General features: G+C 63.6%; 9 protein-coding genes. 7 read left to right on the top strand and 2 right to left on the bottom strand.

Annotation, left to right across the window (positions count from 1 at the left end; genetic code table 11):
* The first annotated feature begins 56 nt into the window (after positions 1 to 56).
* From AB4Y43_RS10110 to AB4Y43_RS10085, 6 genes are all read left to right on the top strand, one after another.
* Positions 57 to 1,343: a hypothetical protein gene (locus tag AB4Y43_RS10110; RefSeq protein WP_368618201.1), complete on the top strand. Its 1,287-nt coding sequence runs from the start codon at positions 57 to 59 to the stop codon at positions 1,341 to 1,343.
* Positions 1,330 to 3,015: a glycoside hydrolase family 44 protein gene (locus AB4Y43_RS10105; protein ID WP_368618202.1), complete on the top strand. Its 1,686-nt coding sequence runs from the start codon at positions 1,330 to 1,332 to the stop codon at positions 3,013 to 3,015. Before AB4Y43_RS10110 ends, AB4Y43_RS10105 begins: the two co-directional genes overlap by 14 nt.
* Complete coding sequence (locus tag AB4Y43_RS10100) at positions 3,008 to 3,532, top strand: hypothetical protein (RefSeq protein WP_368727733.1); 525 nt, start codon at positions 3,008 to 3,010, stop codon at positions 3,530 to 3,532. Before AB4Y43_RS10105 ends, AB4Y43_RS10100 begins: the two co-directional genes overlap by 8 nt.
* Positions 3,533 to 3,694: 162 nt before the next feature.
* On the top strand, positions 3,695 to 4,033 hold the full coding sequence (locus tag AB4Y43_RS10095) for a hypothetical protein (RefSeq protein ID WP_368727732.1): 339 nt from the start codon (positions 3,695 to 3,697) through the stop codon (positions 4,031 to 4,033).
* A 345-nt stretch (positions 4,034 to 4,378) separates the two neighbouring features.
* Positions 4,379 to 6,169 (top strand): FAD-dependent oxidoreductase, encoded by a 1,791-nt coding sequence (locus tag AB4Y43_RS10090; RefSeq protein WP_368727731.1) that lies wholly within the window; start codon positions 4,379 to 4,381, stop codon positions 6,167 to 6,169.
* A gap of 354 nt (positions 6,170 to 6,523) precedes the next feature.
* Positions 6,524 to 8,518, top strand: a complete 1,995-nt coding sequence (locus AB4Y43_RS10085) for an alkaline phosphatase family protein (protein WP_368727730.1) — start codon at positions 6,524 to 6,526, stop codon at positions 8,516 to 8,518.
* A gap of 69 nt (positions 8,519 to 8,587) precedes the next feature.
* On the opposite strand, the gene AB4Y43_RS10080 is transcribed toward AB4Y43_RS10085, so the two are convergent.
* Both AB4Y43_RS10080 and AB4Y43_RS10075 read right to left on the bottom strand, forming a co-directional pair.
* Complete coding sequence (locus AB4Y43_RS10080; RefSeq protein WP_368727729.1) at positions 8,588 to 10,270, bottom strand: alkaline phosphatase family protein; 1,683 nt, start codon at positions 10,268 to 10,270, stop codon at positions 8,588 to 8,590.
* A 282-nt stretch (positions 10,271 to 10,552) separates the two neighbouring features.
* The gene (locus AB4Y43_RS10075) at positions 10,553 to 10,807 is read right to left on the bottom strand and encodes a hypothetical protein (protein WP_368618208.1); all 255 of its coding nucleotides are present in this window, start codon (positions 10,805 to 10,807) and stop codon (positions 10,553 to 10,555) included.
* 195 nt (positions 10,808 to 11,002) lie between these two features.
* On the opposite strand from AB4Y43_RS10075, the gene AB4Y43_RS10070 reads away from it, so the two are divergent.
* Entirely contained in the window at positions 11,003 to 13,408 is a 2,406-nt protein-coding gene (locus tag AB4Y43_RS10070) for a putative bifunctional diguanylate cyclase/phosphodiesterase (protein WP_368727728.1), read from the top strand.
* Positions 13,409 to 13,410 lie beyond the last annotated feature (2 nt).

The raw sequence follows: 13,410 nt of genomic DNA, 5'->3' as shown, positions 1-13,410 counted from the left end.
CTGCGAGCCTCGACCGCCCGACGGCTCTCCACGGCCGCGCAAACGAATCACACGCGATGGAAACCGCCACCACGACCACCGGGCTTGCCCCCGTCTTTTCGAGCGAGCCCGCCAGGTGGCGGGTCACGTGGTGGCTGCTCGCGCTCCTGCCGCTCTTTGGCCAGACCTTCCATTACCTGAGCACGCTCGTGCCGCTCTGGGCGCTCTCGAAAGCGCTGCCGGTCATTTCGCTGCCCGCCGTGCTGCGTCTGGGCGGCGAACCGCGTTTTCCCATGACGCGGCAAATCCTCATCAGCTTCGCGTGGCTCTTGCTGGTGCCGAGCTTTGCGGCCGTGTTCTACTTCCACGAGGGCTTTTTCACGAGCATCACGGCACAGGTGAAACTGCTGCCCGTGCTGTACTTCTTCTCGTTTCTCGCGCTGCTCCTCACGCTCAAGCCCACGCTCGGCGAGCTGGAGCGCGGATTCGTGGTGCTGGGCGTCGTCATTCTCGCGGTGCTGATTGTGCTCTGGGCCGTGGTGCCCTCGGACTGGTACCAGGAGTCGTACGTGATCGGCCAGTCGCCCTTTTTCAGCAGCGACAACCGCGGCCATCGCATCCGCATGTCGATGTATTTCCCGCTCATCCTGCTGTTCTTCTGCTACCGGCGCGCCTTCTTCGAAAAGCATGCGGGCTATCTGCTGGGCGTGGTCGTCGCGTTCGCGGTCACGCTGCTGATCGTCAAGACGCGCGCCATGGTCATCGGCATCATGGGCGTGGTCGTCATCAACACCTTCGCCTGGTCGCGCATGCGCACGCGCGTTCTGCTGCTGCTCGCCGCGCCCGTCGCGCTCGTCACCCTGTTCTCGGCGGGCTACCTCGCCACGACCTTCAGCACCGACGCGAGCACGGGCTTCGACACGCGCCGCATCACCATCATGCTCGCCACGAAGTTCCTCGGCAGCGAGCCGATGCGCTGGCTCTTCGGGGTGGGCACGATCAGTTCGACCAGCAAGGACAACCTGATCGACTACTTTCACCACTTCTTCTTCCTCGCCGACATCACGTGGCTCGGCATCGTGTTCGAGTACGGCCTGATCGGCGCGCTCATCATCCTGTTCTTCCAGCTGCGCGGCATCGTGTTCTACCGGCGCTTGCGCAAGAAGGTCGACGACGATTTTCTCGGCGCGCTGTTCGACTATCTCGTCTACGTCCTGCTCATTTCATTCTTTTATCCGCCTACCCTCACTCCGGGCGAGACTGCGGTCATTCTCGCGATCTTCGCGTACGTCTGGCGCGTGGGCGAACTGGACGGCGATCACGACGACCATGCCGATCTGCAGGTTCACCATGCCACGCTTTAAGCGCAATAAGCGTATCAAGCGCCCCAACCTGCACGCGCTGGTGGTCGGCGCGCTGCTCATGTCGGGCGCGGCGGCCTGCACCGACGCGACTTCGGGCACGCCCTTGCCGGTGGCCATCTCGGTGGATGCCGCCGCCGGCCGGCACCCCATCAGCCCGCTGATTTACGGCATCAACTTCGGCACGACGGCGGTTTTGCAGGACCTGCGCGCGCCCATCAACCGCTCGGGCGGCAACAGCGCCTCGGCCTATAACTGGCGCCTCGACGCACGCAACGCGGGCAAGGACTGGTATTTCGAGAGCCTCGCCGTCAATCCCGCCGATATCAACGATCAGTTCGGCGAGCGCTTCGTCGCACTCTCCCAGGCGGCGGGCGCCACGCCCATCGTGACCATTCCGATGCTCGGCCGCGTGGCGAAACTCGGGCCCGCGCGCGAGACGCTCGCGAGCTTCTCGATCGCCAAATACGGCCCGCAGCCGAATCACGACGTGAACGGCCACGCCGACGCCGGCAACGGCGTGGCGGCCGGCGGCAAGCCGATTGCCGGCAACGACGCGAACGACGCCTCGATACCCGACGACCCGCAAAACGAACAGGCGCGCGTCGCGGATCTGGTCAAGCAATTCGGCGGCGCGAGCGGCGGCGGCGTGCGCTACTACGCGCTCGACAACGAGCCGAGCCTCTGGCAGCTCATTCACCGCGATGTGCACCCCACGGGCGCCCATGCGAGCGAAATCGCCAGCAAGGTGATCGTCTATTCGCGCGCCGTGAAGGCGGCGGACCCGCACGCGCAGATCGTCGCGCCGGAAGAATGGGGCTGGCAGGGCTATTTCTACAGCGGCTTCGACCAGCAGTACGCCGCGGACCACGGCCTCGATCACACGCCCGACCGCACAAGCGAAACCCAAGGCATGCCGTACGTGCCCTGGCTGCTCGCGCAATGGAAAGCGGCGGGCCATCCGGTCGACGTGTTCAGCCTGCACTTCTACCCGCAGGGCGGCGAATACGCCGAGACGGGCGTGACGAGCTCGCAGGCCGTCGCGCTCATGCGCAACCGCTCCACGCGCGACCTGTGGGACCCGAACTACAAGGACCCCACGTGGATCAACAGCGTCGTCGCGCTGATCCCGCTGATGCGCCATTGGGTCGATACGTACTACTACCCGGGCACGCCCATCGGCATTACGGAATACAACTGGGGCGGCGACACGCTGATGAACGGCGCGACAGCCCAGGCCGACGTGCTCGGCATTTTCGGCCGCGAGGGGCTGGATATGGCAACGCGCTGGGGCACGCTCGATCCTTCGATGCCGGTGTACAAGGCATTCAAGCTCTACCGCAACTACGACGGCAACGGCGCGGCATTCGGCACAACCAGCATTGCCGCGAACGCGCCCGATCCGGACGCCGTTTCCGCGTTTGCCGCCTTGCGCGAGCGCGACCACGCGTTGACGCTCGTGGTCATCAACAAGCAACTGGACCGCCCCGTCGATGCCGCCGTCACGCTCGATCATTTTGCGGCGAGCGGCGTGGCCGAAACCTGGCGGCTCGCAAACAACCAGCTGTTCCGCATGCCCGACGCGCACTACCAGGACAGCACGCTGCGCGCGAGCCTGCCCGCGCAGAGCGTGACGCTGTTCATACTGCGCGGCGCACAGGCGCAGCATGAGTGAAGCCGGCGAAGCGCAGATGCCCGCGAGCCAAACCGGCGGCTCGATGATCCGGGGCTCGCTCGTGAGCCTCGGCGTGCGTCTGCTCGACCTGCCGAGCCGCTACGGTTTCCATCTGCTGATCGCCGCCATGCTGGGCGTGGTGCAGACAGGCGACTTCTATATCGTGTTCAGCACGATGGTGGCGCTCGCGGGGTTCGGGCGCCTCGGCATCGATCAGGCGCTCACGCGGCAGATCGCGATGGACCTCGCGGCGGGCGAGGCGCGCGCCGTGCGGCCGGCCATCCGTCGCGCGCTGTGGCTGGTGCTGCTCGCCTCCACGGCCATGTCGATCGCGCTTGGCGCGGGCGCATTCGCCTTCGCGTACGACGTGCTGAAGAAGCCCGAGCTTGCCTGGCCGCTCGCAGCGTGGGCGGCGCACCGGCTGCTGGGCGTGTTGCCACTTGCGTTGCTCGGGCAATGGGTGCTCGGGCGCGTGCCGGGACGCAGCGCGGCGCGAGACGGCAAACAGGACGCCTAGGATCGTCGTGCACGCCAGCCTCAACTGCTTGCGCTTTCAACGACACGTCGTTCCGGCGCGAATAAGCATCGGCGCGCGCAGGGGGCACGGCGATTGCGGAATTCATGGTCAAGCAGGCAACAATCGTCTGCATCGATACCCAGTCTCAAGGAGGTACGGATCATGAACAAGGCAACCAGCACCCTTATCGCAGCCGCCGCCGCGCTCGCCCTGTCCGGGGGTGCGTATGCACAAACGGCGCCGGCGGGCGCAGGCATGAGCGGCAACGGTTCGTCGAACCCTGGCACCGCGCCCGGTGCGACGACGAACCAGATGAACGACACATCGAGCGGGTATGGCATGCCTGGCGCGACGAACTCCGATAGCGGCATGGGCATGGCTCCGCCGAACTCGCCCCAGCAGCAGGGCATGAACCCTGACGTGGCGCCTCACACCAGCGGGCCGAAGAGCAACAATTCGCTCGCGACCCCGAGTGTGATTTCCCCGACCGACCAGCACTAACGGCACACCAGGGCGACAGCCGGTCGCAAAAAAGCGCCGCGGCCCGCGATATGCTGCGCGCCCATGAGGCGCGCAGCTTTGCTGATATCATGAAAAAAACTCGCACCCCGGTGCGAACTAAACCGCTTTACGCCGATGGCGGGACGGCGCGCACCGTGCGCCACGTTGCTCGGCAATACCGTGAACTACACCCATCCTGACCGTGCGATCCGCGAGTGCGCTTGCTCTCGACGGGATTGACGAGGCGATCGTCGAAGCCGGCCGCTCGCGTCAGCGGGTTGTGGCAGCCCTGCGTCATAATTTGGAAAACTAAGCGTTTCACCCGTCGCGAGGAGAAGAAACGTCATGAAACGACGCTGCCTGCTAAAGGGGGTTGTCGCTTTGCCGTGCCTTAGCGCTACCTCGGGTTTCGCCGGCGTGCAGCCCGCTGCGGCCCGTGCGGGCCGCATCCGGCCCAGCGACCCCGCGTGGCCGAAAGCGCCGGAATGGGAGGCGTTGAGCCAGGCAGTCGGCGGAAATTTGCTGCAACCCACCACGATCTGGCAGACCTGCGCGCAAGCGCCCCACGCACCAGCATGTCTGGCAAGAATCGAGGAAGCGCGCAATCCGTTCGCGCTCGGCGACGATCCCGGCGCCACCCAGGTCTCCGGCTGGCTCAATGCATGGACGGCGCACGCAAGCGCCTACGCGGTGGCAGCCCGCTCGACCGCGGACGTCGTCGCGGGCGTCGATTTCGCGCGCCGACACAACTTGCGCCTGGTGGTGAAAGGCGGCGGTCACAGCTACCTTGGCGGCTCGAACGCGCCCGATTCCCTGTTGGTCTGGACGCGCGGGATGAACCGCATCGCACTCCATGACGCGTTCGTGCCGGCCGGCTGCCAGTCACCGCCACAGCAGGCCGTGACGGTAGAGGCTGGCTGCATGTGGATCGACGTCTACACCGCCGTCACGACGCAGGCGGGACGCTACGTTCAGGGCGGCGGATGTACGACCGTGGGCGTTGCCGGACTCGTTCTCGGCGGCGGTTTCGGGTCCCACTCGAAGCGCTACGGACTCGCGGCCGCGAGTCTGCTCCAGGCGGAGATCGTCACCGCCGACGGCGTTGTCCGCACGGTCAACGCATGCCAGCAGCCCGATCTTTTCTGGGCGCTCAAAGGGGGCGGCGGCGGCAGTTTCGGTGTGGTGACGAAGCTCACGCTGCAGACCCATGAGTTGCCCGAGAACTTCGGCTGGGCCAGGTTCAAGGTCAAGACTTCATCGCCTGAGGCTTACCGGCGGCTCGCTGCGCGACTGGTCGATCACTATGCGGAGCATCTGTTCAACCCTGCATGGGGCGAGCGCTTCGTCTTTCACAGCGACGAGATCGAAGTGGCGATGGTGTGCCAGGGTCTCGACGACCATCAGGTCAAGTCAGCCTGGGCGCCTGTCATCGAGTGGGTGCGCGCCTCGCCGGCAGATTTCACCTTCAACCAGGGACCTCGCGTCGGCGCCGGTCCATCGCGCCGCTGGTGGGACGTCGAAGCCAACCCGGGGCTCGTGCCCGACCCACGCGCGGGCGCTGCGCACAACCATGGCTGGTGGCAAGGCGATGGCGAGCAGGCTTCCGCCTTCCTGCACGGCTACGAGTCGCAATGGCTGCCCGCGGCCCTTCTCGAACCGGCGCAACGCGGCCGGCTGGTCGACGCCTTCGTGGCGGCGGCCCAGTTTCAGGCCGTCGAGTTGCATTTCAACAAGGGACTCGCGGGCGCGCCGCCGGAGGTGAACGAGCAGGCGCGCCAGTGTGCGACCAACCCAAAAGTCGCCGACGCCTTCGGCCTGATGATCGTCGCCACAGGCGGCCCGCCACCCTTTCCGGGCCTGCCCATCCCCGCGCCTGACATGGCGCAGGCACATCGCAACGCCGCGAACATAGCCAAGGCCGCGGCCATTCTCAAGGCGCTATCGCCAGAAAGCGGCTCCTATATTTCGGAGACCGATTTTTTTCGCAGCGATTGGCGTGAAGCGTTTTGGGGCGTCAACTACGCGCGGCTGAAAGCGATCAAGAATCGCTACGATCCGGAAGGCTTCTTCTACGTCCATCACGGCGTGGGCAGCGAGGACTGGAGTCCCGACGGCTTTACGCCCGTGCAGTCGTGAAGGTTTCGGTAATGGGCGCGCATTTCTTGCCTGGCTTGACTCACTAAGAACTCGCATTCTCGCAACTCATCGTGCAGATGGGGAGGGTCCCTTATTTCCCCGCATCTCCCACATCAGCACCCACATCATCAGGACTCCTGTCATCTTGCGCAGCCCGAGTCCTGCATCAATCGAAAGATCCGCGAAGGTAAATCGTAGGCACGGTCACGTGACCTGCACAGAACCGACTTACTGCCGCCCTCGGAACGTCATGTGGAAGGTCTAGCTTTCCAGCCTGTAACACGCCGTAATGAAGTGACGCAATCGCCGCCCCACCGTCATGCAAAGAAGTGCAACGCTTCAATGGAGAGACACATGCGCCAGACATCGAGATCCAGACACCAACGGCCTGCTGTTCCTGCCTTGCTTGCGGCAGTTTCGCTAGCGGCGACGGCACTCTATTGTTCTGCTGCCGATAGCCAGTCCACCGCGAATACATCTTCGATCACGGCAACGCCGATCAAGCATGTCATCATCATCGTGGGCGAAAACCGAACGTTCGATCACGTGTTTGGCGCTTATCAGCCGCGCTCGGGCCAAACCATATGGAATCTTCTGTCGAGAGGCATCATCCGGGCTGACGGGGGACCCGGACCCAACTACAAGGTCGCCGAGCAATACATGGCCAAGGCCACGAATCCCTCGCAGTTCGACGCCAGCCCGACGTCGAAACAGCCTTACCCGACGCTGCCGGCGCCGAATACCGGCTCGGCGCCGACCGCCGCGAGCGACGCGAATCCTCCGCCGTTCGCGACACTGGCGGCTGCGCAGGCAGCCGAAGGCTATGCCCTCGAATCGAACGATGTCGTTCAGTTGACGACGGGCGCAACGGGCCTCCCCAACGACGTGCCTGACGCGCGCTTTGGGTCGAACCTGTACAACCTGCAGAGTGGCCCCTATCAGATCTCGCGTGTGGGTCCGAACTACGACCAGTACATGAACAGTCCGGTGCATCGGTTCTACCAGAACTGGCAGCAGTCGGATTGCAATATCGCGAACGCGACCCTCGATAATCCGAGCGGCTGCAAGATGGATCTGTTTGCGTGGGTCGAAGTGTCGGTCGGCGCCGGATCGAATGGCAATGCGCAAGCGGCCCACTTCACCGATCAGTCGACCCACGAAGGCGCGACCGCGCTCGGGTTCTATAACGTGAATACCGGCGATATGCCCTATTTCACGGATCTCGCGCGTCATTACACGATCAGCGACAACTATCACCAGCCGGTGATGGGCGGCACGGGCGCGAACAGCATCATGATCGGAACGGCCGACGCGCTCTATTACACGGACGGCAAAGGCAATCCGGCGACGCCGCCCCAGAACGAGATCGAAAACCCGCGGCCGCAGCCTGGCACCAACAACTGGTACGCGCAGGACGGCTACTCTGGCGGGACCTATAGCAATTGCTCAGATCCGAAGCAGCCTGGCGTCGGCGCGATACGAAAATATCTCGACAGCTTGCCGTATCACCCCAATGCCAACTGCGCGCCCAGCACGTACTATCTGCTGAACAACTACAACCCTGGCTACAACGGTGACGGCACCGTCAACACGAGTACGTTCACCATTCCGCCTTCGCCGGTGCGCACGATCGCCGATACGCTCCTCGAGAACAATATTTCGTGGAAATACTACGGCGAAGGCTGGAAGACGTTCATCACCCGTCCGTCAACGAGTGTCTACTGCAATATCTGCAATCCGTTTCTCTATGAAAGGGCGATCATGACCAATCCGTCGCTGGTGGCCGCGCATCTTCAGGACACGCCGAACCTGTATGCCGACATCGCAAACGGCACGCTACCCGCGGTGTCGTTCGTGAAACCCGGCGGACTGCTCGATGGGCATCCGTCCTCTTCGAAGTTCGGTCTTTACGAAGGGTTCGTGCACAAAATCATCGATTCCGTTCAGGCGAACCCCGCGCTGTGGTCCTCCACTGCGATCTTCATCACGACGGACGAAGGTGGCGGCTATTACGACTCAGGGTACATTCAACCCGTGGACTTCTTCGGGGACGGCCCGCGCATTCCTCTCATCGTCGTTTCACCGTACTCGCGCGGCGGCCGTGTCGTTCACGACTATTCGGATCACGTATCGCTCGTGAAATTCATCGAACGCAACTGGTCGCTGGGACCGATCACGGCGCGCAGTCGCGACAATCTCCCCAACCCGGTCCAGCTGCCCGCGAGCCCGTACGTGCCGACGAACGCGCCGGCGATCGGCGACCTGTTCGGTGCCTTCCAGTTCCAGCCCGCCAGGCAGGCGGCAGCGGGCAATGGCAACGAGGGCGCGGCTGGCATGTTCCCGTTCTGATCGCAGTCCAGAAGCGCACTGAAGACGCCGAAGGTCCCAACCCCAAAGGGACCGTCGGCGCGCTTGCTCTTACTGCTCCGATTGATCGTCCGAGTCGTCGTCTCCCGTGGTCTGGAGGCCCGGAAGGACATGGGTGCCTTCACGCTGAACGGCTACGAGTTTGTGCGGGTCGAGACCGAGCGCCTTCAGGATGGTCGGCGCCACCTGCATGTTGGTCACCGGCGAATCGACGACGTTCTTCTGCAACTTCGGATTGGAAACCACCAGCAGCGTGTTCGTATCGTCCGTATACATTCCGCCGTGCTCTGCCAGCTTCGCCGCGCTCTTGCTGTAGATCGTCCCAGGTATCGGCTGAATGATGAGGTCAGGCACACGGCCCTGGGCAGGGTCGCCCCAGATCGCCTTCAGCGCCGTGTCGTGGTAGAGCGTCTGGATGCGAGTGGAATTGCCGCTCGCCTCGTCAGCGTCGAGGAGTGATACCGCTTTTGCGGTATCGCCGTGGTTCTTGAGCCAGATGAGCGACACGTCGTCGGCCGTCTCCTGGGCGACCGGCACGCCGCCATTGCCGAGCACGGTGGCGACATCGCTCACGTCGGCGGTGGCATAGGCGTTCTTCGAACCGCTCAGCATGTGAAGCTTCTTGAGGTCGATCGGCGACTGGCCGTGTTTGCCGCCGACGATGAACAGCGTCGAATGCAGAAGATGGCCCGCTTTGAGCGCATCGTACATCTGGCCCAGCGAGGCATCGACGAAGTCGAGCGACTGTTCGAGCGGCACGGTCGGCGTGCCGGCTGCGTCGAGATAGCCGCCACGCGTCGTGGTCGTGCCTTCCATCGCGGACGTGACCTTCTGCCCGACGCTCACCGCCTGAAAGTTCATGCCGAAGATCGCGGGTACGCCCACCTGCTTCGTCCCGGTCTGATCGAGCCCATGAATCCAGTTCAAGACGACCTTGACCTTGAAGCCGTCATAAGCCCGGGTATATATCGGGTCGGCGGTCCAGTCGACGGTCGCGGGCGCGCTCGGGAAGCCATTGGCTTGCAGCGAGGTCGAGTTGATCTCGGGCGCGTAGAGTTCGTCGAGGCCCAGCCCCGAAGGCCCATTCACGATCTCGTAGGCCGGGTGCTTGTCCGACCACGCGGTGCGCATGCCGGCCTGATGAATGATCTCGAAGATCGTGTTCGTCCCGTTCTTCATGTACAGATGCGGCCAGACTTGCACGCAGGCGCCGCCGGCCGTCTTGCGCAGTGGAAGCTTTGCGGGATTGATGTGCGGATTGCGCTTGTCATACGTGGCCCCCGCAGGCGGCGAACCGCCGTCGAGCTGGGAGAGATCCCAGTCGAGCGCTTCGAAATTGGTGACCTCCGTGCCAGGCGTGCCCGTGCAATTGCTGCCCGGCGGATACAGCGTCGCATCGTAGGTGTCGTCATAGAAGACACCATGGCTCAGCGGGCTGCCGCCGGTTGCGAATGCGAGGAGGCCGGGATACGAGTCGGAAGGCCGGGATGTCGAAGCGTGGGTGTACTCGACACCGTGTTTGACGAGCTTCGCGAAGGTGGATTGCGGGTGCGTCTTGATGTAGTTTTCCAGGTCGGCCTCGTGCATCCCGTCCACACTGATCAGCAAAACGTGCGTGTATTGCTGGTTGTGATCGCCATCCTGATCCTGCGCTGCCGCGGCCATGCTCGCAAATGCCAGCACGCTCGCAGTGAAGATTGCCCTGACTCCGAACCGCTTTCCGATCTCGTTCATTCTTCACCTCTTGATATGAATTATGAATTGGGCGCGAATGCGCCCTAGAGGAGATAAGTCGCGGAATGAGTAAATGCCGTGAAAGATTACTTTCGGATGTCTTCCACTGGAGCGCGGGAGGCTTGATGGGCGTGCGTTTGATTCAATGTAACAGGTTGTATCAGGACGGTGCGGCGATTCCACGACGTTGTGAATGCACCGATCCTGCCGGTCGATTCCTCTATTTCCGGTGTAAATCTGGAATCCTGATGATAACGTTTATCATTTGATACGGCTAATTGTCTAACCAGTCGAATTCGCTCCGTTCACATCGCTGTCATTGTTCTTTTCATGTTCGAGCATATCGAGCGCAAGCACACGTCCGACATCACGCACGAACGCTTCCATGACCGCGAAAGATTCCGGGCTGCCCGGCACACAGTCTTCAGGATTGCGCTTTCCCTGAGCCCGTCTGATCGCGCGGATGCTGCCTTCCAGCGCCCGTGCTTCTGCCCGGATCGGATCCTCTTGCGGTGGTTTGGGTTGTTCGTGCGCCATGCTGGGATTTTCGGCGGCCGGCACACAAACTTTAGCGTCTGGGCGTGACCGCCTCCTTCCGACCCAAAATCCGCCCCAAATCGGCCCTGGCGAAATAGCGATTGGCCGCCCTCAAGTTGCCCGGATCTTTGTCGATATGTCAATTGCAGAGATTGTGGGCGCAGGGTGACGAGCATGCAGCGTGAGGACAGCAAGATGGGAGATAGCGCAGGAAATCCGGCCGCAAAGCCGGCGCTCATCGGCCTATGGCGTGTGTTGCACGTATGGAGCGCACAAAAAACCCGGCTGGTCGCGCCGCTGGCCCTCATTGCGATCCTGTCGGCCATCGCGCTCAATACCGCCATTGCCCTGCGGCAGTCTCATGAGCAGCGCTATGCGCTTTCGCAGCAGCGTGCGGTCGAATCGGCCAAGCGGGATCTCGACGAACTGCAGAATGCACTTCTCGACGAGCATGAGCAGCTCTACACGGTAATCGGCACGCGGCCGTTCTATCGGCGCGCCGCCTACATCTATCCGCTTCCGGCACTGATCGACAACGCCAACGCGGCGCAGCGGACCTGCGAAGGCCGCGAGCGCTGCATCGCCCTGCTCGACGAGTTGAAGGACATGATTCGCCATCTGGGCGCCCTGAGCAACCGGCTCGCGATGCTTTCCATGCTCAAGCCGGGCAGCGTGACGATGGATACGCCGTCGCTGGGCGAACTCGACGCGCGCTTTTTCCAGACGATGCAAAAGATCGGCGAGATCCGCATGGACGAAGACGCGCATCTCGACCAGTCGGTCACGAGGGCGTCGCGAGATTCGCAAATGGCTTCGGCGCTCCTGCTCGGGTCGGGGCTGGCCGCGGCGTGCCTGCTGCTGGCATTCCTTCGCCGCAACGCGCGCATCACGAAATCGTTGCGCAAGGCGCTCCAGGCGGCGGACGTCAACCGCAAGAAGTACAAGCGCCTCTTTCAGCTGAATCCGCTGCCGATCTGGATCGTCGACGACGCGTCCATGCGGCTCGTCGCCGTCAACGACATGGCGGCGAAAGCCCTGGGCTACCGCGCGAGCGAGATGCTCGAGCTGAGGCTTGGCGATCTGCGCATGAACAAGACCGCGCTGCATGGGGCCCCGTTCGCGCACGCGCGCGGGCACGACGACGGCACAGCCATCTGGGAACACCGAACGAAGAGCGGCGAGTTGCGCTCGATGAACGTATTCCAGCTGCAAACGGATTTCGACGGCCGAACCGCGACCCTTTGCGTGATGGAAGACGTCACGACGCAGCTCGCAGCACAGGCTGAACTGAGACATCGGGCCGAATACGACGCGCTCACCGGCCTCACGAACCGCAAGTATTTCGACGAGCGCGTGAACCGGGAACTGCAGCAGGCTAGCCGTGCGGGCAAGACGCTCGCGATGATCTTCCTCGATCTCGACAATTTCAAGGAGGTCAACGACTCGCTCGGCCACCGCATCGGCGACGCGCTGCTCGCCCAGATCGCGCGGCGCATCGAGCGCGTCGTCGGCGAGCGTGGCACGGTGGCGCGCTATGGCGGCGACGAATTCATGGTCGTCGCCGACGGCGCCGCTCCGTTGCTCGAACCGCTGCTCGACTCACTGCTCGCCGCGATGACGGAACCGATACAGGTAGCGGGCCACGAACTCTTCATCGAGGCCAGCATCGGCATCAGCCTCTACCCCGCCGACGGCGACGATGCCGACGCGCTGGTGCGCAATGCCGACGCCGCGATGTATCTGGCCAAGCAGAACGGCCGCAATCAGTACCAGTTCTATCGCCCGGAATTGAGCGAAGCCGCGACCTCGCGCTTGCGCATTTCGACGCGCCTGCGCCAGGCGTTCCGCAACGGCGCATTGACCGTGCTGTATCAGCCGCAATTCGATATGGCAACGGGCACGATGATCGGCGCCGAGGCGCTGCTGCGATGGACCGACGCGGAGCTCGGCAGCGTGTCGCCGGCCGTGTTCATCCCGGTCGCCGAGGAAACCGGCCTGATTCGCGGCATAGGCGAATGGGTGCTGCGCGAGGCATGCCGGGAAGCAGCGCGCTGGAATCGGGACCCGGCGCAGCCGATACGCGTCTCCGTCAACGTCTCGCCCTTGCAGTTCGAGCATGGCGACCTGATGGGCCAGGTGCGGGAGGCACTGCGCGATTCGGGTCTGCCGCCGGCGCTGCTGGAACTCGAGGTGACCGAGGGCGCGCTCATGCGCACGCCCGATCTCGCCGCGCGCACGCTGGCCGGTCTGCGGGAGATGGGCGTGCGCGTCGCCATCGACGATTTCGGCACGGGTTATTCGAGCCTCGGGTATCTCAAGCGCTTTCGCGTCGATCGCCTCAAGATCGACCGCGAATTCGTGCGCGAGATTGGCCAGGACACGGAAACGGAAGCGATCACGCTCGCCGTCATCGCCGTGGCGAAGGCGCTCAATTTCGAACTGATCGCGGAGGGCGTCGAAACCAGCGGTCACCGCGATTTCCTGCTGCAAAACGGCTGCACGCATGCCCAGGGTTTCCTGTACAGCCACGCCGTGAGCGCCGGCGCGATCGCCGACATCGCGGCGAATGCGGCGGCACGTCCGGCGCCGCTGCCCGCGTGAAC

The sequence above is a fragment of the Paraburkholderia sp. BR10872 genome (assembly GCF_040965835.1).
Classification (GTDB): Bacteria; Pseudomonadota; Gammaproteobacteria; order Burkholderiales; family Burkholderiaceae; genus Paraburkholderia; species Paraburkholderia nodosa_A.
Note: the sequence above shows the minus strand (reverse complement) of the source record. Positions and strands in the feature narration are given on the sequence as shown.

Bases quoted from the DNA above. Each gene is read 5' to 3' on its own strand.
- AB4Y43_RS10110 (WP_368618201.1), top strand. From the start codon at position 57: ATGGAAACCGCCACCACGACCACCGGGCTTGCCCCCGTCTTTTCGAGC.
- AB4Y43_RS10105 (WP_368618202.1), top strand. From the start codon at position 1,330: ATGCCACGCTTTAAGCGCAATAAGCGTATCAAGCGCCCCAACCTGCAC.
- AB4Y43_RS10100 (WP_368727733.1), top strand. From the start codon at position 3,008: ATGAGTGAAGCCGGCGAAGCGCAGATGCCCGCGAGCCAAACCGGCGGC.
- AB4Y43_RS10095 (WP_368727732.1), top strand. From the start codon at position 3,695: ATGAACAAGGCAACCAGCACCCTTATCGCAGCCGCCGCCGCGCTCGCC.
- AB4Y43_RS10090 (WP_368727731.1), top strand. From the start codon at position 4,379: ATGAAACGACGCTGCCTGCTAAAGGGGGTTGTCGCTTTGCCGTGCCTT.
- AB4Y43_RS10085 (WP_368727730.1), top strand. From the start codon at position 6,524: ATGCGCCAGACATCGAGATCCAGACACCAACGGCCTGCTGTTCCTGCC.
- AB4Y43_RS10080 (WP_368727729.1), bottom strand. From the start codon at position 10,270: ATGAACGAGATCGGAAAGCGGTTCGGAGTCAGGGCAATCTTCACTGCG.
- AB4Y43_RS10075 (WP_368618208.1), bottom strand. From the start codon at position 10,807: ATGGCGCACGAACAACCCAAACCACCGCAAGAGGATCCGATCCGGGCA.
- AB4Y43_RS10070 (WP_368727728.1), top strand. From the start codon at position 11,003: ATGGGAGATAGCGCAGGAAATCCGGCCGCAAAGCCGGCGCTCATCGGC.